25 protein-coding genes are annotated in these 19,174 nt (G+C 63.6%); 20 read left to right on the forward strand and 5 right to left on the reverse strand.

Features of this window, described 5'->3' with window-relative positions; genetic code table 11:
• From JQ635_RS06060 to JQ635_RS06080, 5 genes are all read left to right on the forward strand, one after another.
• Window positions 1-497: SufD family Fe-S cluster assembly protein (locus tag JQ635_RS06060; RefSeq protein ID WP_211408971.1), on the forward strand; the 497-nt coding region annotated here is incomplete at its 5' end.
• A gap of 34 nt (window positions 498-531) precedes the next feature.
• A complete protein-coding gene (gene sufC / locus JQ635_RS06065; protein ID WP_211408972.1) occupies window positions 532-1,290 on the forward strand; it encodes a Fe-S cluster assembly ATPase SufC in 759 nt (252 codons plus the stop codon).
• A 4-nt stretch (window positions 1,291-1,294) separates the two neighbouring features.
• Window positions 1,295-2,614 carry a Fe-S cluster assembly protein SufD gene (sufD, locus tag JQ635_RS06070; RefSeq protein WP_211408973.1) on the forward strand — a complete coding sequence of 440 codons (1,320 nt, stop codon included), beginning with the start codon at window positions 1,295-1,297 and terminating at the stop codon, window positions 2,612-2,614.
• Window positions 2,615-2,618: 4 nt separating this feature from the next.
• Window positions 2,619-3,860, forward strand: coding sequence for a cysteine desulfurase (locus JQ635_RS06075; protein ID WP_211408974.1), 1,242 nt, complete (start codon window positions 2,619-2,621; stop codon window positions 3,858-3,860).
• 77 nt (window positions 3,861-3,937) lie between these two features.
• A complete protein-coding gene (locus JQ635_RS06080) occupies window positions 3,938-4,195 on the forward strand; it encodes a nitrogen fixation protein NifZ (RefSeq protein ID WP_211408975.1) in 258 nt (85 codons plus the stop codon).
• Window positions 4,196-4,209: 14 nt separating this feature from the next.
• On the opposite strand, the gene JQ635_RS06085 is transcribed toward JQ635_RS06080, so the two are convergent.
• Window positions 4,210-4,653 carry a SufE family protein gene (locus JQ635_RS06085; RefSeq protein ID WP_211408976.1) on the reverse strand — a complete coding sequence of 148 codons (444 nt, stop codon included), beginning with the start codon at window positions 4,651-4,653 and terminating at the stop codon, window positions 4,210-4,212.
• A 33-nt stretch (window positions 4,654-4,686) separates the two neighbouring features.
• Entirely contained in the window at window positions 4,687-5,235 is a 549-nt protein-coding gene (locus JQ635_RS06090; RefSeq protein WP_211408977.1) for a hypothetical protein, read from the reverse strand.
• 331 nt (window positions 5,236-5,566) lie between these two features.
• Between JQ635_RS06090 and nifD the strand changes: the two genes are divergently transcribed.
• From nifD to hspQ, 9 genes are all read left to right on the forward strand, one after another.
• Window positions 5,567-7,069, forward strand: coding sequence for a nitrogenase molybdenum-iron protein alpha chain (gene nifD, locus JQ635_RS06095; RefSeq protein ID WP_131870822.1), 1,503 nt, complete (start codon window positions 5,567-5,569; stop codon window positions 7,067-7,069).
• An 86-nt stretch (window positions 7,070-7,155) separates the two neighbouring features.
• Window positions 7,156-8,715, forward strand: coding sequence for a nitrogenase molybdenum-iron protein subunit beta (nifK, locus tag JQ635_RS06100; RefSeq protein WP_211408978.1), 1,560 nt, complete (start codon window positions 7,156-7,158; stop codon window positions 8,713-8,715).
• A gap of 122 nt (window positions 8,716-8,837) precedes the next feature.
• Entirely contained in the window at window positions 8,838-10,505 is a 1,668-nt protein-coding gene (gene nifE, locus JQ635_RS06105) for a nitrogenase iron-molybdenum cofactor biosynthesis protein NifE (protein ID WP_211408979.1), read from the forward strand.
• 10 nt (window positions 10,506-10,515) lie between these two features.
• Window positions 10,516-11,898, forward strand: coding sequence for a nitrogenase iron-molybdenum cofactor biosynthesis protein NifN (gene nifN, locus JQ635_RS06110; protein WP_211408980.1), 1,383 nt, complete (start codon window positions 10,516-10,518; stop codon window positions 11,896-11,898).
• Between the two features lie 21 nt (window positions 11,899-11,919).
• Window positions 11,920-12,315 (forward strand): nitrogen fixation protein NifX, encoded by a 396-nt coding sequence (gene nifX / locus JQ635_RS06115; protein ID WP_100178669.1) that lies wholly within the window; start codon window positions 11,920-11,922, stop codon window positions 12,313-12,315.
• Between the two features lie 11 nt (window positions 12,316-12,326).
• Window positions 12,327-12,797, forward strand: a complete 471-nt coding sequence (locus tag JQ635_RS06120) for a NifX-associated nitrogen fixation protein (RefSeq protein ID WP_211408981.1) — start codon at window positions 12,327-12,329, stop codon at window positions 12,795-12,797.
• A gap of 9 nt (window positions 12,798-12,806) precedes the next feature.
• Window positions 12,807-13,007, forward strand: coding sequence for a CCE_0567 family metalloprotein (locus tag JQ635_RS06125; protein WP_028137114.1), 201 nt, complete (start codon window positions 12,807-12,809; stop codon window positions 13,005-13,007).
• Between the two features lie 13 nt (window positions 13,008-13,020).
• Window positions 13,021-13,308 (forward strand): ferredoxin III, nif-specific, encoded by a 288-nt coding sequence (gene fdxB, locus JQ635_RS06130; protein WP_188096640.1) that lies wholly within the window; start codon window positions 13,021-13,023, stop codon window positions 13,306-13,308.
• A gap of 17 nt (window positions 13,309-13,325) precedes the next feature.
• Entirely contained in the window at window positions 13,326-13,643 is a 318-nt protein-coding gene (gene hspQ, locus JQ635_RS06135; protein ID WP_211408982.1) for a heat shock protein HspQ, read from the forward strand.
• A 25-nt stretch (window positions 13,644-13,668) separates the two neighbouring features.
• On the opposite strand, the gene JQ635_RS06140 is transcribed toward hspQ, so the two are convergent.
• Both JQ635_RS06140 and JQ635_RS06145 read right to left on the reverse strand, forming a co-directional pair.
• Window positions 13,669-13,983, reverse strand: coding sequence for a hypothetical protein (locus JQ635_RS06140; protein ID WP_246583341.1), 315 nt, complete (start codon window positions 13,981-13,983; stop codon window positions 13,669-13,671).
• Entirely contained in the window at window positions 13,983-14,429 is a 447-nt protein-coding gene (locus tag JQ635_RS06145) for a hypothetical protein (RefSeq protein ID WP_211408984.1), read from the reverse strand. The genes JQ635_RS06140 and JQ635_RS06145 overlap by 1 nt, the downstream gene beginning before the upstream one ends.
• A 245-nt stretch (window positions 14,430-14,674) precedes the next feature.
• Here JQ635_RS06145 and JQ635_RS06150 point away from each other — a divergent pair, with 245 nt between their 5' ends.
• The gene (locus JQ635_RS06150; protein ID WP_211408985.1) at window positions 14,675-15,079 is read left to right on the forward strand and encodes a Rieske (2Fe-2S) protein; all 405 of its coding nucleotides are present in this window, start codon (window positions 14,675-14,677) and stop codon (window positions 15,077-15,079) included.
• Between the two features lie 10 nt (window positions 15,080-15,089).
• On the opposite strand, the gene JQ635_RS06155 is transcribed toward JQ635_RS06150, so the two are convergent.
• Complete coding sequence (locus JQ635_RS06155; RefSeq protein WP_211408986.1) at window positions 15,090-15,680, reverse strand: hypothetical protein; 591 nt, start codon at window positions 15,678-15,680, stop codon at window positions 15,090-15,092.
• Between the two features lie 335 nt (window positions 15,681-16,015).
• On the opposite strand from JQ635_RS06155, the gene JQ635_RS06160 reads away from it, so the two are divergent.
• From JQ635_RS06160 to JQ635_RS06180, 5 genes are read left to right on the forward strand one after another with little or no spacing between them, the layout of a single operon-like run.
• Entirely contained in the window at window positions 16,016-16,336 is a 321-nt protein-coding gene (locus JQ635_RS06160) for an iron-sulfur cluster assembly accessory protein (protein ID WP_080136068.1), read from the forward strand.
• Between the two features lie 41 nt (window positions 16,337-16,377).
• Complete coding sequence (locus JQ635_RS06165) at window positions 16,378-16,671, forward strand: NifU family protein (RefSeq protein WP_211405654.1); 294 nt, start codon at window positions 16,378-16,380, stop codon at window positions 16,669-16,671.
• Between the two features lie 29 nt (window positions 16,672-16,700).
• Complete coding sequence (gene nifS / locus JQ635_RS06170) at window positions 16,701-17,897, forward strand: cysteine desulfurase NifS (RefSeq protein WP_211408987.1); 1,197 nt, start codon at window positions 16,701-16,703, stop codon at window positions 17,895-17,897.
• Entirely contained in the window at window positions 17,894-18,115 is a 222-nt protein-coding gene (gene nifT, locus JQ635_RS06175; protein ID WP_211408988.1) for a putative nitrogen fixation protein NifT, read from the forward strand. The genes nifS and nifT overlap by 4 nt, the downstream gene beginning before the upstream one ends.
• Window positions 18,115-18,981, forward strand: coding sequence for an SIR2 family NAD-dependent protein deacylase (locus JQ635_RS06180; RefSeq protein WP_211408989.1), 867 nt, complete (start codon window positions 18,115-18,117; stop codon window positions 18,979-18,981). Before nifT ends, JQ635_RS06180 begins: the two co-directional genes overlap by 1 nt.
• Window positions 18,982-19,174: the final 193 nt, after the last annotated feature.

Raw genomic sequence — 19,174 nt, forward strand, 5'->3', positions numbered from 1 at the left:
GCTGCATTCTGCGCGGCGACAATTCGCGCGGCGAGTTCTACTCGATCGCGATCTCGAACGGCTTCCAGCAGGTCGATAGCGGCACCAAGATGATCCATCTCGGCAAGAACACGTCGAGCCGCATCATCTCCAAGGGCATCGCCGCCGGCAAGTCGCAGAACACCTATCGCGGTCTCGTCACCGCGCACCGGAAAGCCATCGGCGCGCGCAACTTCACCGCCTGCGACTCCTTGCTGATCGGCGACAAATGCGGTGCGCACACCGTGCCGTACATCGAGGCCAAGAACTCCTCGGCGACGTTCGAGCACGAGGCGACGACCTCGAAGATCTCCGAGGACGTGCTGTTCTACTGCATCCAGCGCGGGCTCAGCCAGGAAGAGGCCGTCGGCCTCGTCGTCAACGGCTTCGTCAAGGACGTGCTGCAGCAGCTGCCGATGGAATTCGCGGTGGAAGCGCAGAAGCTGATCTCGATCTCGTTGGAAGGAAGCGTCGGATGACCATCTTCGGACCCAACAGGCAAGGAGAAGTATGATGACGGCGCTCCTCGACATCCGCGGACTGAAGGCCGAGATCGACGGTCGCCAAATTCTCAATGGTCTCGATCTCACGGTGAACAAGGGCGAGATCCACGCCATCATGGGCCCGAATGGCGCCGGCAAATCGACGCTGTCCTACGTGCTGTCGGGCAAGCCGGGCTACGAGATCACCGGCGGCGAAGTGTTCTTCAACGGCGAGGATCTGCTTGCCATGGACCCCGACGAGCGGGCCGCCAAGGGGCTGTTCCTGGCCTTCCAATACCCGCTCGAGATCCCTGGTGTTGCGACGCTGACATTCCTGCGAACCGCGCTCAACGCCCAGCGCAAGAAGCGCGGCGAGGAGGAGCTGTCTTCGCCGGACGTGCTGAAGCGGGTGAGGGATCTCGCCAAGCAGCTCAGCATCGACCCGGAGATGCTGAAGCGGCCGCTCAATGTCGGCTTTTCGGGCGGCGAGAAGAAGCGCAACGAGACGCTTCAGATGGCGCTTTTGGAGCCGAAGTTATGCGTGCTGGACGAGACCGATTCGGGCCTGGACATCGATGCGCTGCGCATCGTCGCTGACGGCGTCAATCGCCTGCGCGCGGCCGACCGCGGCATGATCGTGATCACCCACTACCAGAGGCTGCTCGACTACATCGTGCCCGACGTCGTGCACGTGCTCTCGGCGGGCCGTATCGTCAAGACCGGCGGCAAGGAGCTCGCGCTCGAGCTGGAGGCAACGGGCTACGCGCAGTATCAGAGCGAGGCGGCGTGATCCCATGAATGCCGAGATCCGCGCCGTGAAGACCGCCGCCGAAATCGGCCTGGCCGATCTGTTCGCTGCTGTGCGAAAGGACCTGCCCGGCGGCAGCAGCACCGAGGCGATCCGGTCTGATGCCTTCGATCGCTTCGCGGCCCAGGGTTTGCCCCACTCCCGCGTTGAGGCGTGGAAGTACACCGACCTGCGGCGCCTGGTGCGCGATGCCAAGCCGCTGGCGTCTCGACCTGATGCGGCCGCCAAGACCGCGGCCGGCGGAGCCGGGGCGGTGTTCGCCGGTCTTGACGTTCGGCGGCTCTTGATTGTCGACGGCGCCTTCGTGCCCGAACTCTCCGATCTCGCTGCTCTCGAAGCCGGCGTCGCCATTCGTGCGACGGTCGAGGCGCTGGCGGCGGAGGAAATGGTTCTCCCATTGGGGATGGCTGGGACCGATCCGGTTGCGGCACTCAACACCGCGCTCGCCGGCGACGGTGTCGTGATCACGGTTGCCGCCGGTGCCGTCGTGGCGCGGCCGATTCATCTCGTCTTCGTAACGACGAGTGCTGCGCCGGCGGCGATGTTTACGCGATCGCGGCTGGAGCTCGGTAATGGCGCCTCGCTGACGCTGATCGAGACGCATGAAGGACCGGATCAGTCCGACTACCAGGTCAATGCGGCCTTGCAAGTGGACGTCGGTGACAAGGCCAGCCTGGATCACATCAAGATCACGAGCGAAGGTGCGGCTGCGCTGCACATCGCGACGCTGGAGGCGTCGATCGGTGCGCGCGCGAACTACCGTGAGTTCGGGTTCACGACGGGCGGCGCCGTGGTGCGCAACCAGCTCTTCCTGAGACTGGCCGGCGAGGGGAGCATCGCCAGTGTGCACCAGGCGAGCCTTCTGTCCGGCCGGCAGCACGCAGACACCACACTCACCGTCGATCATGCCGCCGCAGGCTCGCAGAGCCGCGAGGTGTTCAAGGCGGTGGTCGACGACGAGGCGCGCGCGGTGTTCCAGGGCAGGATCACGGTGCAGCCGGGCGCGCAGCAGACCGATGCCAGGATGATGGCCCGGGCGTTGCTCCTGTCCGACGAAGCCGTAGCCAATTGCAAGCCGGAGCTCGAGATCTTCGCGGATGACGTCCAGTGCGGCCACGGCACCACCACCGGCGCGCTGGACGATCAACTGAAGTTCTACCTGATGGCCCGCGGCATAGCGGAAAAGGAAGCCGAAGCGCTGCTGATCGAGGCCTTCGTCGGCGAGGTGATCGACGCCGTCGCGCGGGATGATCTGCGCGAGGCACTGTCGAGCAAGATGCTCGACTGGCTCAAGGGGCGGGAATGATCCCATGCATCCGGCGGTCAGCAACGGAAGCTATGATGTCTATCGCGTCCGGCAGGACTTTCCGATCCTGTCGATGCAGGTGCACGGCAAGCCGCTGGTCTACCTGGACAACGCGGCCTCGGCACAGAAACCGAAGGCCGTGCTGAGCCGACTAACCGAGGCCTACACCAGCGAATACGCCAACGTGCATCGCGGACTGCATTACCTCGCCAACGCCGCCACTGAGGCTTATGAGGGCGCGCGCGACAAGATCGCGAAGTTCCTCAACGCGGAGCGGCGCGAGGAGATCATCTTCACCCGCGGTGCCACGGAGGCGATCAATCTCGTGGCCCAGACGTTTGGCCGGGAGCGGATCGGCGAAGGCGACGAGATCGTGCTTTCGATCATGGAGCACCACGCCAACATCGTGCCCTGGCACTTCCTGCGCGAACGGCAGGGCGCCGTGATCAGATGGGCGCCGGTCGACGACGACGGCAGTTTTCTGATCGACGAGTTCGAAAAGCTGCTGAACGAGCGGACCAGGCTGGTCGCCGTCACCCAGATGTCGAACGTGCTCGGCAGCGTCATCCCAGTGAAGGAGGTCGTTCACCTCGCCCATTCACGCGGAATCCCTGTCCTGGTTGACGGCTCGCAAGCCGCTGTCCACATGGATGTCGATGTCCGAGACATCGACTGCGACTTCTACGTCGTTACCGGACACAAGCTGTACGGGCCGACCGGCATCGGTGCGCTCTATGGCAAGTACGCGCATCTGTCGGCCATGCCGCCCTTCAACGGCGGCGGAGAGATGATCCGCCAGGTCTCCCGCGACACCGTCACCTATGGCGAACCGCCGCACCGCTTCGAGGCCGGCACGCCGCCGATCGTGCAGGCGATCGGCCTCGGCGCCGCGATCGACTATGTCGGATCGATCGGAAAGGAACGAATCCGCCGGCACGAGAGCAGCCTCCTGGCCTACGCCCAGGAACGGCTGCGCGGGATCAACTCGTTGCGGATCATCGGGACGGCGACTGACAAGGGGCCGGTCGTGTCGTTCGAGATGAAGAATGCCCACGCCCACGACTTTGCAACCGTCATCGACCGCTCGGGCGTCGCTGTGCGCGCGGGCACCCATTGCGCGATGCCGTTGCTCGATCGCTTCGGGGTGACCGCGACCTGTCGTGCTTCGTTCGCGCTCTACAACACCATGGAAGAGGTCGACGCTCTGGCCGAGGCCTTGGTCAAGGCCCAGGAGATGTTCTCATGAGCGACCAGATCGCTACCAAACCACGGCCCGTGGCCCGAATCGTATGCGATGCCCATCGACGCCGTGCGGTGCGGAACATGGAACGGCGGTTCACCGGTGAGTTCTCGCCTGGCGAGCCGATCCGCGCCGCGGCCGTGATCAGGAACGACGGCATGTATCCGCACAAGGACATCGGCGAGCCGCTGGTGCATCCCGGTGACGCCGGCGTCGTCCGCGAGAGCTGGCGCTTCCTCGGCGAGGTCTACTACACGGTCGAGTTCGTGGCTCGCTCGGTGTTCGTCATCATGCGCGGCCACGAAATGGCGCGAATGGGGACCGCGTTCGACGCTGCCTGACGCGCTGCCGGATATCACACGGCTTCCGCCAGCGCTGCGGTCGCGTCGGCCCGCATCCGCGACACCATGGACCGGAAGCCGTTCGAGCGTTGTGGCGTCAGGTGTTCGCCGAGTCCGAGGCGCTCGAACAGGGCCAGGGCATTTTCGCCGGCGATCTCCGCCGCGGAGCGCCCGGACAAAAGCGCAATCAGGATGGCGACCAGGCCGCGGACGATGTGAGCATCGCTGTCGCCGGCAAAGCTGAGGAATGGCCGCCCGTCCCGGTGCTCGACGGTGGTCGCCAGCCAGACCTGGCTGACGCAGCCCTGTACCTTGTTGGCGTCAGTGCGCCGCGCTTCGGGAAATGGCGCCAGCTTGCGACCGAGCTCGATCACATAGCGGTAGCGATCATCCCACTCATCGAGCAGGGCGAAGTTCTCGATGATGTCGTCGATCGGCGTTGGCTGGGATGGGGTCATGAAATATCTCCGGGGTCGGTGACTGATCAGTCGTCAGCCAGAGGCTGCGTGGATGAGGCGCGATGAGCCGTCGCGAGAGGTCGGATCTGCCAGCGCCCGATCGACCGCATCACAGACGGAGTCGAACGAGATCGGCTTGCGAATAATCCCGCAAACGCCATGTTCGAAAGACAGCCGTGCGAGCGGATCCGAATTGCTGTCGGCGACAAGCAGGATCGCGGCTCTGCCGAATGGCCAGGATTGCGCTGGCGGCAACACGTCACGCCGTTCCTGCAGAAATGACACTCCCAGCAGCACCGCATCGGGCGCGTCCATGACGCCGGCCGCCGCCTCGTCGAGAGATGCGAATGCGCGGGTCCGGTGGCGCTCACGCAGGATATAGTGGAGCGCGGATCGCACCACCTGTTCGCGCTCGATCACGAATATTGTCGCCGGCGTTCCGGTCGGCTGAAATCTCGGTTCGAACTGCATGAGCGCCTCAATGCGTTGGTCAAAGGCGTCAAGCAAGCTCCATACCGCAGCGCGGATCGGTCCTGCCGTACAGGAAAATGCATGTTCAACGTCATTTGGCGACGCGCGCATTGTTTTGTTTCGAACAGCCGTCCGTGCACGCACATGTCGGCATGAAGCGATGTCGGGTTTGCAACAAAGACGAGGAGCTGAGCTATCTCTCTCCAATCGCTTCGTTTTTTGTCTTCGGCGAAGGCTGGCACACTCGTTGCAAAAGTCCTTATGCAACGCGACCTCGCGGAAAGAGATCGCGAGAGCGGCGCGCCGGTTGAGGGCAATCGGCCGAAGGAGAGCAGAGTGACCACATCGGGACAGGTCGCGTTGTGAGGCCTGTCGATCGTCTATCAGGCGCTTCGGAGGAGGCGTCCGACCCCTCGCACAGGGATAACCGAAGGATATTCGTATGAGCCTAGCAACCACAGAGAGCGTCGCGGAGATCAAGGCCCGCAACAAGCAACTGATCGACGAAGTCTTGAAGGTCTATCCGGAGAAGACTGCCAAGCGTCGCGCCAAGCACCTCAACGTACACGAGGCCGGCAAGTCCGATTGCGGCGTCAAGTCGAACCTGAAGTCCATACCCGGCGTGATGACCATCCGCGGTTGCGCCTATGCCGGCTCCAAGGGCGTGGTGTGGGGTCCGATCAAGGACATGATCCACATCAGCCACGGACCGGTCGGTTGCGGCCAGTATTCCTGGGCCGCCCGCCGCAACTACTATATCGGCACGACCGGCATCGACACCTTCGTCACGATGCAGTTCACCTCCGACTTCCAGGAGAAGGACATCGTGTTCGGCGGCGACAAGAAGCTCGCCAAGATCATCGACGAGATCCAGGAGCTGTTCCCGCTCAATCACGGCATCACCATCCAGTCGGAATGCCCGATCGGCCTGATCGGTGACGACATCGAGGCGGTGTCGAAGGTGAAGTCCAAGGAGTACGACGGCAAAACCATCGTTCCGGTGCGTTGCGAAGGCTTCCGCGGCGTCTCGCAGTCGCTCGGCCACCACATCGCCAACGACGCCGTGCGGGACTGGATCTTCGACAAGGTCAACCCGGAGGCAAAGCCGGCCTTCGAATCCACGCCCTACGACGTCGCGATCATCGGCGACTACAACATCGGCGGTGACGCATGGTCCTCGCGCATCCTGCTTGAGGAGATGGGCCTGCGCGTGATCGCGCAATGGTCCGGCGACGGCAGCCTCGCCGAATTGGAAGCAACGCCTAAGGCGAAGCTCAACGTCCTGCATTGCTACCGTTCGATGAACTACATCTCGCGCCACATGGAAGAAAAGTTCGGTATTCCCTGGTGCGAGTACAACTTCTTCGGCCCCTCCAAGATCGCGGAATCACTGCGCAAGATTGCCAGCTTCTTCGACGACAAGATCAAGGAAGGCGCCGAGCGCGTCATCGCGAAGTACCAGCCGCTGATGGATGCGGTGATCGCCAAGTACCGCCCGCGCCTCGAAGGCAAGACCGTGATGCTGTTCGTCGGCGGCCTGCGTCCCCGCCACGTGATCGGCGCCTATGAGGACCTCGGCATGGAGGTGGTCGGCACCGGCTACGAGTTCGGCCACAACGACGACTACCAGCGCACTGCCCAGCACTACGTCAAGGACGGCACGCTGATCTATGACGACGTCACCGGCTACGAGTTCGAGCGCTTCGTCGAGAAGATCCAGCCCGATCTCGTCGGCTCCGGCATCAAGGAGAAGTACGTCTTCCAGAAAATGGGCGTGCCGTTCCGCCAGATGCACTCCTGGGACTATTCCGGTCCCTATCACGGCTATGACGGGTTCGCGATCTTCGCGCGCGACATGGACATGGCGATCAACTCCCCGATCTGGAAGAAGACCAAGGCACCCTGGAAGGATGCCCCGCGGCCGAGCTTGATGGCGGCGGAATAACAGAGGCGACGTCAGGCTCTTCCCGATGCTTTCGGGAAGAGCCTGAGGACTGGCGATCGAACACGAAATCCAACGAAGGTGCCAAGATGACACAGAATGCAGAACACGTGCTCGATCACTTCGAGCTGTTCCGAGGTCCGGAATACCAGCAGATGCTGGCCAACAAGAAGACGCTGTTCGAAAATCCGCATGATCCCGCGGAAGTCGAGCGGATCAGGGAATGGGCCAAGACGCCCGAATATCGCGAGAAGAATTTTGCTCGCGAGGCGCTGACCGTCAACCCCGCCAAGGCATGCCAGCCGCTGGGCGCGGTGTTCGTCGCGGTCGGTTTCGAGGGCACGCTGCCTTTCGTGCATGGCTCGCAGGGGTGCGTCGCCTATTACCGCAGCCATCTGTCGCGGCACTTCAAGGAGCCGAGCTCCTGCGTTTCGTCCTCGATGACGGAGGACGCGGCGGTGTTCGGCGGCCTCAACAACATGATCGACGGGCTCGCCAACACCTACAACATGTACAAGCCGAAGATGATCGCCGTCTCCACCACCTGCATGGCGGAAGTGATCGGCGACGACCTCAACGCCTTCATCAAGACCGCGAAGGAGAAGGGTTCAGTCCCGGCGGAGTACGACGTTCCCTTCGCCCATACGCCGGCCTTTGTCGGCAGCCATGTCACCGGCTACGATAATGCGCTGAAGGGCATCTTGGAGCACTTCTGGGACGGCAAGGCCGGCACCGCGCCGAAGCTCGAGCGCAAGGAGAACGGCAAGGTCAATTTCATCGGCGGCTTCGACGGCTACACCGTCGGCAACATCCGCGAGATCAAGCGGATCTTCGAGCTGATGGGAATCGAATACACGATCCTTGCCGACAACAGCGACGTGTTCGACACCCCGACCGACGGCGAGTTCCGCATGTACGACGGCGGCACCACGCTGGAGGACGCCGCGAACGCGATCCATGCCAAAGCGACCATCTCGATGCAGCAGTACTGCACGGAGAAGACGCTGCCCTTCATCGAGAACCACGGCCACGAGGTCGCGGCCTTCAATCACCCGGTTGGAGTCAGTGCGACAGACGAGTTCTTGATGACGCTCTCGCGCATCACCGGAAAGCCGATCGCGAAGGCGCTGGAGCAGGAGCGCGGTCGCCTGGTCGACGCCATGGCCGACTCCAGCGCGCATATCCACGGCAAGAAGTTCGCGATCTACGGCGATCCGGACCTCTGCTACGGCTTGGCGGCCTTCCTGCTCGAGCTCGGCGCTGAGCCGACCCATGTACTCTCCACCAACGGCAACAAGGCCTGGGCGGAGAAGATGGAAGGGCTGTTTGCCAGTTCGCCGTTCGGCAAGAACTGCCATGCCTATCCCGGCAAGGATCTCTGGCACATGCGCTCGCTGCTGTTCACCGAGCCGGTCGATTTCCTGATCGGCAACACCTACGGCAAGTACCTGGAGCGCGATACCGGCACGCCGCTGATCCGCATCGGCTTCCCGGTGTTCGATCGCCACCATCACCACCGCTATCCGGTGTGGGGCTATCAGGGCGGAATGAATGTGCTGGTGAAGATCCTCGACAAGATTTTCGACGAGATCGACAAGAACACCAACGTACCGGCCAAGACCGACTACAGCTTCGACATCATCCGCTGACGTCGCGAAAGAGCTGCCGCCGCCTCGGAAAACGGGGCGGCGGCGGACGACAAGTCTAGCCAGAGCGATCGAGACTGCGGGGCACAGAGCTCGCGCAGCGGGTCGGGGAATAGGAGAGACGAATGAGCTCGCTGTCGGCCACCATCCAGGACGTCTTCAACGAGCCGGGCTGCGGCAAGAACGCCAACAAGACGGAAGCCGAGCGCAAGAAGGGCTGCACCAAGCAATTGCAGCCGGGAGGGGCCGCCGGCGGCTGCGCCTTCGACGGTGCCAAGATCGCGCTGCAGCCGTTCACCGATGTTGCCCATCTGGTTCACGGCCCGATCGCCTGCGAGGGCAATTCCTGGGACAACCGCGGCAGCGCCTCGTCAGGATCCGATCTCTGGCGGCGCAGTTTCACCACCGACATGAACGAGACCGACATCGTGTTCGGCGGCGAGAAGCGGCTATACAAGGCGATCAGGGAGGTCATTGAGAAATATGATCCGCCAGCGATCTTCGTCTACCAGACCTGCGTGCCCGCCATGATCGGCGACGACATCAACGCGGTCTGTAAGGCGGCGGCGACGAAGTTCGGCAAGCCGGTCATTCCCGTCAATTCGCCTGGCTTCGTCGGGCCGAAAAACCTCGGCAACAAGCTCGCCGGCGAAGCGCTGCTCGAGCATGTGATCGGTACCGAGGAGCCGGACTACACCACGCCCTACGACATCAATATCATCGGAGAATACAACCTCGCCGGCGAGTTCTGGCAGATCAAGCCGCTGCTTGATGAGCTCGGCATCCGCATCCTCTCCTGCATCTCCGGCGACGGGAAATACCGTGAGCTCGCCTATTCGCACCGCGCCAGGGCGGCGATGATGGTTTGCTCCAAGGCGATGATCAATGTCGCACGCAAGATGGAGGAGCGCTACGGCATTCCGTTCTTCGAGGGTTCGTTCTACGGCATCCAGGACTCCAGCGACTCCTTGCGCGAGATCGCGCGCATGCTGATCGAGCGTGGCGCGCCGGCGGAGCTGATGGAGCGCACCGAGGCGGTGATCGCCCGGGAGGAGGCCAAGGCCTGGGCTGCGATCGAGCGCTTCAAGCCGCGCTTCAAGGACAAGAAGGTGCTGCTGATCACCGGCGGCGTGAAGTCGTGGTCGGTGGTCGCCGCGCTCCAGGAGGCGGGGCTCGAGATCGTGGGCACGTCCGTGAAGAAGTCCACCAAGGAGGACAAGGAGCGGATCAAGGAGCTGATGGGCCAGGACGCCCACATGATCGAGGACATGACGCCGCGCGAAATGTACAAGATGCTGAAGGACGCGAGCGCCGACATCATGCTGTCCGGCGGCAAGTCGCAGTTCGTCGCGCTGAAAGCGGCGATGCCCTGGCTCGACATCAACCAGGAGCGCTGCCACGGCTATATGGGCTACATCGGCATGGTCAAGCTGATGGAGGAGATCGACAAGGCGCTCTACAATCCGATGTGGGCGCAGCTCCGCAAGCCGGCGCCATGGGACGATGCGGGCGTCAACTGGCAGACGAAGGCGATGGCGCAGATGGATGCCCAGGCCGCCGAGATCGCCGCCGATCCGGTCCGCGCCGAGGAGGTCCGGCGCGCCAAGAAGATCTGCCACTGCAAGACGGTCGACCTCGGCACCATCGAGGATGCGATTGCCGCCCACGGCCTCTCCACCGTCGACGGGGTAAAGGAGCATACCAACGCCTCAGGCGGTTGCGGCGCCTGCAAGGGGCGGGTCGAGGACATCCTGGCCGCCCAGCCGGCCCCCGTCCTTCAGGCGGCGGAGTAGGGCGCAGCAAATGGCGATCGTCACCACCTCGAAGAAGGCCTGCTCGGTCAATCCGCTCAAGATGAGCCAGCCGATCGGCGGCTCCTTCGCCTTCATGGGCCTGCGCGGCGCGATGCCCCTGCTGCACGGCTCACAGGGCTGTACCTCGTTCGGCCTGACGCTGTTCGTCCGGCACTTCAAGGAAGCTGTGCCGATGCAGACCACCGCGATGAGCGAGGTCGCGACCGTGCTCGGTGGTTATGAGAATGTCGAGCTGGCGATTCTCAATATCTACAATCGTACCAAGCCGGAGATCATCGGCATCAATTCGACCGGCGTCACCGAGACCAAGGGCGACGACGTCGAGGGCTTTATCCGCCTGATCCGGCAAAAGCACGCGCAGCTCGAAAAGCTCCCGCTGGTGTATGTCTCGACGCCCGATTTCAAGGACGCCTTCCAGGACGGCTGGGAGAAGACGGTGGCGCGCATGGTCGAGGTTCTTGTCGATCCGGTCGAGGCGGGAACGGCGCACGATCCGACACGCGTGAACGTCCTGCCAGGCTGCCATCTCACGCCCGGCGATCTCGACGAGCTGCGCACGATCATCGAGGATTTCGGGCTCAAGCCGTCCTTCCTGCCGGATCTCGCCGGCTCGCTCGATGGACACATCCCGGATGAGTTCACGCCCACCACGATTGGCGGCATCGGGGTCGACGAGATCGCCACCATGGGGCAGGCGGGCTGGACCATTGCGGTCGGCGCGCAGATGAAGCGTGCGGCCGAGGCCATGCAGCAGAAGACCGGCGTGCCGTTCCGCCTGTTCGAGCGGCTCTGCGGCCTCATCCCCAACGACGAGTTCATCGCGTTCCTGAGCGAGATCAGCGGCCGGCCGGTTCCCGCGAAGTACCGCCGGCAGCGCGGCCAGCTGGCGGATGCGATGCTGGATACGCACTTCCACATCGGCGGCCGCAAGCTTGCGATCGGCGCCGAGCCGGACCTGCTGTTCGATCTGTCGAGCATGCTGCACGAGATGGGCGCCGAGGTCGCGGCGGCGGTGACCACGACACTCTCGCCCGTGCTCGAACGCGTCAAGGCGCAGGAGGTCCTGATCGGCGATCTCGAGGACCTCGAAGATCTCGCCAAGGCGCGCGGCTGCGATCTCCTTATCACTCACTCGCACGGCCGCCAGGCGGCCTCGCGGCTGAAGATCCCGTTCTATCGCGCGGGCTTTCCGATGTTCGACCGGCTCGGCGCCGGGCACCAGATGTCGGTCGGCTACCGCGGCACGCGCGATCTGATCTTCGACCTCGCCAATCTTGTCGTTGCCGACCGCGAGGATAACCACCAGGCGACGCCCGACACCTGGCGGACCACGGACGCCGGCCTCCAGGTCGTCCCACCGCAATTGCATTGACGAAGAAGAGGGACCAGATCGATGAAAGTCGCCTTTGCCACCCAGGACCTGAAGCGCGTCGACGCGCATTTCGGCTGGGCCAAGAACATCGCCATCTATGACGTCAATCCGGACGGCCATCGCTTCGTCGAGGCAATCCAGTTCGACGGCGACCTCAAGGAGGACGGCAACGAGGACAAGTTGGCGCCGAAGATCGAGGCGATCAAGGACTGCACGATCCTCTATGTCGCCGCGATCGGCGGCTCGGGCGCTGCGCGGGTCGTTGCCAACAACATCCACCCGATGAAAGTGGCGCAGCCCGAGGCGATCGACGACCTCTGCGTCAAGCTCGAAGACGTGCTGAAGGGCTCGCCGCCGCCGTGGCTGCGCAAGGTGCTGGCCAAGGGCCAGGAACGCAGCTTTGATTTCGAAGACTGAAGGAGACCGCCATGAGTGAAGCGGCTGAACTGATCCAACCGGATACCGCGGCCGAGGCGCCGTTCGTCAAGGAGCTCGTCAAGATCTGGCGGGCCCAGGATACCCACGGTGCCTGGGAAGGCAAGAAGGACCTCGATCTGCTCGAGCCCTACATTCTCGACAAGGAGAAGCGCCGCGCGCTGCCGATCGTCGGCGATCCTGATCCGGATACGATCTGGCGGATGGAGCTGTTCTTCAATGCGGTCGCACTCTCGATCGAGAAGGCGACCGGCGTGATGATTTCGCCGATGCTGAAGATGCATCACGAAGGCTTCGGCCGCATGGTCCTGATCGGCGGCCGGCTGATCGTCGTCAACAAGCAGCTCCGCGACGTGCACCGCTTCGGCTTCGACAATCTCGGCAAGCTCGCGGCCGAAGGCGACAAATATGTCGCGGGCGGAGTCGAGATGATCCGCAAATTTCCCGACGTGGCGAATTATTGAGGTCTAAGCATGAGCGATCTTGAAACCCTGAAGGCCGAGATCAAGAAGCTGTCGGCCAAGGCCACGCAGGCCAAGATGGACCTCCACGATCTCTCGGAGGAACTGCCGATCAACTGGACCTCGATCCTGAGTGTGGCGCAGAAGGCCCACGATGCCTTCGCCGAGCTCGAGCGCAAGCGCGAGGACCTCAAGACGCTGGAAAAGGCATAATCGGATCTCGACCATGTCCTACGCAACCCGCGACGGCCGCGACTGGAAGCCGGACTATCTGGTGTCGATCGATGCCCAGAAATGCATTGGCTGCGGCCGCTGCTACAAGGTCTGCGGCCGCGAGGTCATGACGCTGAAAGGCATCAACGAGGACGGCGAGATGATCGACCTCGACGACGATGACGACGAGGTCGAGAAGAAGGTCATGGTGATGAACGACGACGGCGCCTGCATCGGCTGCGGTGCCTGCGCGCGGGTCTGCCCGACCAACTGCCAGACCCACGCCCCCGCGGCCGCCTGAGGCGTGCGGAACCTGCAATGAGCAAGACCCGGTTCGCCAGGTACAATATCGGCCAGGTGATCCGCCACCGGCTCTATGCGATGCGCGGCGTCATCTTCGACGTCGATACGTCGTTCGCCGGCACGGATGGTGAACCGGTGCCCGAAGGGGCGGCAACGGGCCTGGTCTACCGGTTGTTCGCCGAAGACGACGAAGTCCCCTATGTGGCCTGTATCTCCGAACGCGACCTGGAGCCCGATGATTCCGGGGAGCCAGTCAGCCATCCCGGGATCGGGGCGATGTTCGAGGTCGGCGAGGCAGGCAACTATCGCCGGCGCAGGCACGCAATGAACTGACACGCGACGGACACCGCGATCTGCCTTACTCTATCCCCTGTTCGCGTGCCTTCATCATTGCAGCGATCCGGAAACGTTCGTGGATGGCGACGGGATTGGCGAGCATGTCGGCTTCCGCCCGCTTGAACGCAGCAAGCACGATTTCGGCTTCCTCGCGCGTCAGCGGCACGCGGCCGGCCATGTGGGTCGCCTCCGGTGCCGTGGCACGGATCGCGCGGCGATAGGGGTGATCCTTCACCTCGATCAGCTCATTCGCTTCGAGCTTGCCGCCCAGCGTGATCGCGAGCCCGACCACTTCGAGCTTGCGGCCGTCCTGTGTGGTCTTGACCAGTGTCGCCATCACGGCACCATCGGCATGGCAAAGCCGGGGCGGGGATGTGCGTCGTAATAGTCGGGGCGCTCCGGCCAGCCGCCTTCGGCGATGAACTTGAACGTGGTGATCTTCACAGGCGCGCCTTGCGAGCAGGAGACCTCGGCGAACTTGATCTCGCGCGGGCCGGGGCCGGCGGAGAAATCCGCAACCACGGTGCCGTCCGCCTTGCAGGCGCGGGCAAAGCCCGGTGTGCCCACGCTGCTTGCCGGCACAGGATTGGCCGCGAAGTTCGCGCCGGTGTCGCCGCTGAAGGCGGGGCTCGCAAACTTGAACGTGGCGAGCACACCGCTGCGATCGACCGGGCGATCGGCGGTGATCGGGCGCGCAACCGAATAGACGGTCAGGGTGCCGCCATCGAGCAGCGCCTTGATCTCGTCTTCCGAGCAGGTGGCGAATTCGGACGCAACGTTCATGTCATTCTCCATGCCAACGGGCCTGACTGGACAAGATCAATTTCCATGCCACCTCGCACGTGCGTGTCGAGGGGCACGACGTCGTCGAATCCGGGTGAATCGGCGTGCAATCCGCGCTGGTACGCCGAGCCAGGTCGGGTCGTTGTGACAACGGCGTCGTTGTGTCGGATTCCGTTCAGAACGAACGGGACGCAGCGCCTAGCGCGATTCTTGCAACGAGATATCCGACCGCAAACGAGGACAGCATGGACCAGAATACCGCTTATGCGATCTGCGCCTTCAGCGACATTCCGAGCCAGCGGGCGATCGGCTTTCATCTCATGATCGTCGGCGAGGACGGCGCGCCACGGCCCTGGTCGATCGTGATCGTGCGTTGGGGCAAGCAGGTATTCGGCTATCTCAACCGCTGCCCGCACAACGGCGTGAACCTGGACTGGGAGCGCAACCAGTTCCTGGATGGCAACGGCACCCGGCTGCTGTGCGGCAAGCACGGTGCCACCTTCGAGCTCGGCACTGGCCGGTGTGTGGACGGGCCCTGCAAGGGTGAGAGCCTGACGCCGATTGCGCTCGCCGTGCTCGACGGCGATATCTGCGTGACCGGCGTGACGCTGGTCGAGGACGACGAGACTGCCTGCGAGGAAGAGGTCTGACGCCGATGCGTCAGACCGGGCGGTTCTCGTTGCGGTTCTTCACCGGCTCCATCTTTGCGACGCCCTCCTCGAAGGAGATGTCGGTATAGGAGCCGTCGAGGTCCTTTGCGGCGTCGAGCAGGTAATCGAGCTTGCCGGCGGTATCCAGCTTCTTGATGTCGTTCTTGTCGACACCGGCAAGGTCCATCATCTCCTTCCAGACCGTCGATTCATCGCACGGCAGCACACGGAACTCGATGTCGCCGATCTTGGTGCGGTATTTCGCCAAGAAGTCGATGTTGTTGCAGAACATGAAATAGCTGCCCTTCGGGCTGAGCGCGCCGTCCAGCACCTTCGCGACGTCGGCGAGATAGGCGTAGGAATGCAGGTAGCCGGCAAGCACCGGGATGGTCGCTTCGCCCTCCTGCGCCACGGTCAGCACCTGCTCGATCGAATAGTCCGGCGGGCGCTTCTCGTCGGCGACCTGGGCCTGGAATTTCAGCGCGATGTCGCCGCGAAAGCCGAAGCGGCCGGGCTTGGTGGTATCGCCCTTCAGCACCGCGTTCAGCAGCCGGCCCTCCTTGTCCAGGCGGCCAAGGGCGGTGTTGTCGATCGTCGTCATGAATCTCTCCTGGTCTTGTTGGCCGCGCGGCTGCCGGCCAGCGCGAAGGTCTCGATGGCCCTTATGCAAGGAGTTTGCCGACCGCCCGCGCATGAAACGAAAGTTCGAGTGCAGCGCGAATCCGGACCGGTTTGTGCGGCCGCTGCGCATCGTCCGGTATTGCGTTGCCGTCCAGTTTGTCCCGGCGTCGCCAAGGCCGCGTGTCGCAAATGCGACAAGCGTCGCAAAGGCAACAGCCGAAGGCCTCGCGAAAACGCAGCAGTTTCAGGTGCATGTGCTCTGGCACGGGACTTGCGATCCCTCGTTGCGACAGACCCAGACAGCGAGGGCGAGCGATGATCAACCTGACGGACAGCGCGGTGAATGCGGTGAAGACCGCGATCTCCTCGGCAGCGCAGCCGGCGAGCGGCTTGCGCATCATGGTGGAAACCGGCGGCTGCGCCGGGTTCAAATACATGATGGGCCTCGCCGAGGAAGCCAAGCCCGACGACACCGTAATCGAGCGCGGCGGCGTGAAAGTGTTCGTCGACAATGCGAGCCACGAGCATCTCAACGGCACCACGATCGACTTCGTCGTCGCACTGGAAGGCTCCGGGTTCACCTTCGACAATCCCAACGCGAAGTCCAGTTGCTCCTGCGGCAAGTCGTTCAGCTGAACCGTATCCTTCGATCCGATCCGCAAGAAAGAGAATGTGAAATGCTCGTCGAATCCGAACATCTCAAGCAAGCGCCGGCTGCCGAACCGGGCGATCGTGAGCGCATCATTCGCGCTGTGCTCGACGAGGTCAGGCCAAATCTCAAGCGCGACGGCGGCGATTGCGAGCTGCTCGAGATCGACGGCAACAAGATCATGGTCAGGCTCACCGGGGCCTGCGTATTCTGCAAGCTCGCCAGCGCGACGCTGGAGGGCATCCAGGCGCGCCTGATCGAACGGCTCGGCGAATTCGTCCGCCTGATCCCCGTTGCCGGGGCGGCCAAGCCCCGTCACTGAACTAGGCTCGCCACTGAAAGAGGACTTCCGTGCGGCCGATCTATCTCGACAACAACGCGACGACCCGCACGGACCCTTCTGTCGTCGCGGCGATGCTGCCGTTCTTCTCGGAGCAGTTCGGCAACGCGTCCTCAGCGCATGCCTTCGGCAGCGACGTCGCCCCGGCGGTGAAGGAGGCGCGGCGCAACGTGCAGGCGCTGGTTGGCGCGGCCTTCGACCACGAGGTCGTCTTTACCTCGGGCGGCACTGAATCTGACAACGCGGCAATCCTGTCGGCGCTCGCCGTGCAGGAAGGGCGCGACGAGATCGTCACCACGGCCGTGGAGCATCCAGCCGTGCTGTCGCTGGTCGAGGAACTGGGCCGCCGCGGCATCAGGAGCCATCTCATCCCCGTCGACAGGCGCGGTCGGCTGGACATCGAGGCCTACCGGCGCGCACTCGGCCCCCGCACGGCGATCGCGTCGGTGATGTGGGCCAACAACGAGACCGGCACGATCTTCCCGGTCGAGTTCCTGGCGAAGATGGCCCGCTCGGTCGGCGCGCTGTTCCACACCGACGCGGTGCAGGCGGTCGGACGGATTCCGATCGCGCTGGGCGCTACCGAGATCGACATGCTGTCGCTCTCCGGTCACAAGCTGCACGGTCCCAAGGGGATTGGCGCGCTCTATGTGCGCAAGGGAACGAAATTCAAGCCGCTGATCCTGGGTGGTCCGCAGGAGCGCCGCCGCCGCGCCGGGACCGAGAACATTCCCGGCATCGTTGGTCTCGGCAAGGCAGCCGAGCTTGCGGCGGCGCAATTGGATCAGGAGCGCGCCGGGGTCGCCTTGCTGCGCGACCGGATGGAGCAGGGGATCCTGCAACTCGGTCACTGCATGGTGCTGGGCGACGTCAAGAGCCGGCTGCCGAACACGTCAAACATCGCCTTCGAGCATGTCGAGGGCGAGGCGATCATCCATCATCTGAACCGCGCCGGCATCGCCGCCTCGCTCGGATCGGCCTGCGCCTCCGGCTCGATGGAGCCATCGCACGTGCTGCGCGCGATGAACGTGCCGCGGCAGGCGTTGCGCGGGGCGATTCGCTTCTCCCTGTCGCACGAAACCACGGTCGATGAAGTCGACCGCGTCCTGCACATACTGCCGGATATTCTATCGAAACTGAGAGCATTGTCTCCGTCGTGGCAAGAGCGCGCGAGCGACACCTCTCTTCCCGCGGAGCTCAGCCTATGAAAGTCATGATTCGTCGCTCGCCTGAGACCGGCCTGTCGATCTACGTGCCGAAGAAGGATCTCGAGGAGCCGATCGTCGAATCCGAGCACGAGACGCTCTGGGGCGGTTGGATCAAGATCGCCAATGGCTGGGTACTCGACCTGCCGCAGATGGCCGCTGATACCAGCCTGCCTATCACGATCAACGCCAAGAAGCGCGGCGGAGAGGGAGACGAGTGATGAACGCGCCGGTCCCGCAGATCGACTTCGCCGCTCCGGCGGACGCCGAAGCCATCCTCAGTGAGGTCGTCGCGCGCCTGCGCGGCGGCACCGTCATTCCCTATCTCGGGCCCGGCGTCGCGGAGCTGGGCGGAGCGGCCGTTCCGATGAATCCGGAAGCGCTGGCAGCATTTTTCGGCACCAAAGTCGCGCTGCCGCGACGTGCCCGGGGCAATGCCTGGGCCTCGGCACAGCACATCGAGAGCACGAGGCACCGCGCCACGGTGACTGCGCTGATGGCGGACGCCTTTGCCAGCCCGGTCGCGCCAACGGTGCTCCACCGTCATCTCGCCACCATGCCGCTGCCGCTGATCGTCGACAGCTGGTACGACGGCGCGATGCGTGGCGCGCTCGCCGGGCGCAGTGATTGGGGCGAGATCCAGGGCATCACCCGTGCCGGCATCGGCGAGGACCGCTGGTACCGCTTCTACGATGCCGCAGGCCTGGAGGTCGATCGCGCCCAGGCCAAGGCCTGGACCACGATCCTCTACAAGCCACACGGTAGCGTCGCGCCGGCGAAGAATTTCCTGATCTCAGACGCCGACTATGTCGAGGTGCTGACCGAGATCGATATCCAGACGCCGATTCCGGACGACGTGAAGGCGCGGCGCACAGGCCGCAGCTTCCTGTTCCTCGGCTGTCGCTTCAACGACCAGCTCTTGCGCACCTATGCGCGGCAAGTGTCGAAGCGTTCGGCGGACAGCCACTATGCCGTCGTCGAGCCCGATGCGCTCTCGAAGAACGAGCTGCGCTTCCTGGTCAACCAGGGGCTCACCCCGCTCGCCATCCCGCTCGCGCGTGCAATCGAGATCGTGCTGGCGGGCTGATCTTAATCGAATGATCGACCTGACATCTCCGCGCGAATTGATGTTCGCGCGGAGATCGTTGTGCGTCGATGCATGCCGAAGATGATGTCTGTCACCTTTCCAACATGCGTTGACAACCCGACATTCGCCGACATGCGCGCTAACTCCTTGAAGCAAGCCATAAAACCGAGCGGCGCCGCGATGGCATGCGGGT

Origin of the sequence: Bradyrhizobium iriomotense (genome assembly GCF_018130765.1) — a bacterium.
Lineage (GTDB): Bacteria > Pseudomonadota > Alphaproteobacteria > Rhizobiales > Xanthobacteraceae > Bradyrhizobium > Bradyrhizobium iriomotense_A.

Coding starts and splice junctions, on each gene's coding strand:
- JQ635_RS06080 (WP_211408975.1), top strand. CDS start 3,938: ATGGAACGGCGGTTCACCGGTGAGTTCTCGCCTGGCGAGCCGATCCGC.
- JQ635_RS06125 (WP_028137114.1), top strand. CDS start 12,807: ATGAGCGATCTTGAAACCCTGAAGGCCGAGATCAAGAAGCTGTCGGCC.
- JQ635_RS06145 (WP_211408984.1), bottom strand. CDS start 14,429: ATGAACGTTGCGTCCGAATTCGCCACCTGCTCGGAAGACGAGATCAAG.
- JQ635_RS06160 (WP_080136068.1), top strand. CDS start 16,016: ATGATCAACCTGACGGACAGCGCGGTGAATGCGGTGAAGACCGCGATC.
- sufC (WP_211408972.1), top strand. CDS start 532: ATGACGGCGCTCCTCGACATCCGCGGACTGAAGGCCGAGATCGACGGT.
- nifT (WP_211408988.1), top strand. CDS start 17,894: ATGAAAGTCATGATTCGTCGCTCGCCTGAGACCGGCCTGTCGATCTAC.
- JQ635_RS06090 (WP_211408977.1), bottom strand. CDS start 5,235: ATGCGCGCGTCGCCAAATGACGTTGAACATGCATTTTCCTGTACGGCA.
- JQ635_RS06085 (WP_211408976.1), bottom strand. CDS start 4,653: ATGACCCCATCCCAGCCAACGCCGATCGACGACATCATCGAGAACTTC.
- nifD (WP_131870822.1), top strand. CDS start 5,567: ATGAGCCTAGCAACCACAGAGAGCGTCGCGGAGATCAAGGCCCGCAAC.
- sufD (WP_211408973.1), top strand. CDS start 1,295: ATGAATGCCGAGATCCGCGCCGTGAAGACCGCCGCCGAAATCGGCCTG.
- JQ635_RS06075 (WP_211408974.1), top strand. CDS start 2,619: ATGCATCCGGCGGTCAGCAACGGAAGCTATGATGTCTATCGCGTCCGG.
- nifE (WP_211408979.1), top strand. CDS start 8,838: ATGAGCTCGCTGTCGGCCACCATCCAGGACGTCTTCAACGAGCCGGGC.
- JQ635_RS06140 (WP_246583341.1), bottom strand. CDS start 13,983: ATGGCGACACTGGTCAAGACCACACAGGACGGCCGCAAGCTCGAAGTG.
- JQ635_RS06165 (WP_211405654.1), top strand. CDS start 16,378: ATGCTCGTCGAATCCGAACATCTCAAGCAAGCGCCGGCTGCCGAACCG.
- JQ635_RS06150 (WP_211408985.1), top strand. CDS start 14,675: ATGGACCAGAATACCGCTTATGCGATCTGCGCCTTCAGCGACATTCCG.
- nifX (WP_100178669.1), top strand. CDS start 11,920: ATGAAAGTCGCCTTTGCCACCCAGGACCTGAAGCGCGTCGACGCGCAT.
- JQ635_RS06180 (WP_211408989.1), top strand. CDS start 18,115: ATGAACGCGCCGGTCCCGCAGATCGACTTCGCCGCTCCGGCGGACGCC.
- JQ635_RS06155 (WP_211408986.1), bottom strand. CDS start 15,680: ATGACGACGATCGACAACACCGCCCTTGGCCGCCTGGACAAGGAGGGC.
- nifN (WP_211408980.1), top strand. CDS start 10,516: ATGGCGATCGTCACCACCTCGAAGAAGGCCTGCTCGGTCAATCCGCTC.
- fdxB (WP_188096640.1), top strand. CDS start 13,021: ATGTCCTACGCAACCCGCGACGGCCGCGACTGGAAGCCGGACTATCTG.
- nifK (WP_211408978.1), top strand. CDS start 7,156: ATGACACAGAATGCAGAACACGTGCTCGATCACTTCGAGCTGTTCCGA.
- JQ635_RS06120 (WP_211408981.1), top strand. CDS start 12,327: ATGAGTGAAGCGGCTGAACTGATCCAACCGGATACCGCGGCCGAGGCG.
- hspQ (WP_211408982.1), top strand. CDS start 13,326: ATGAGCAAGACCCGGTTCGCCAGGTACAATATCGGCCAGGTGATCCGC.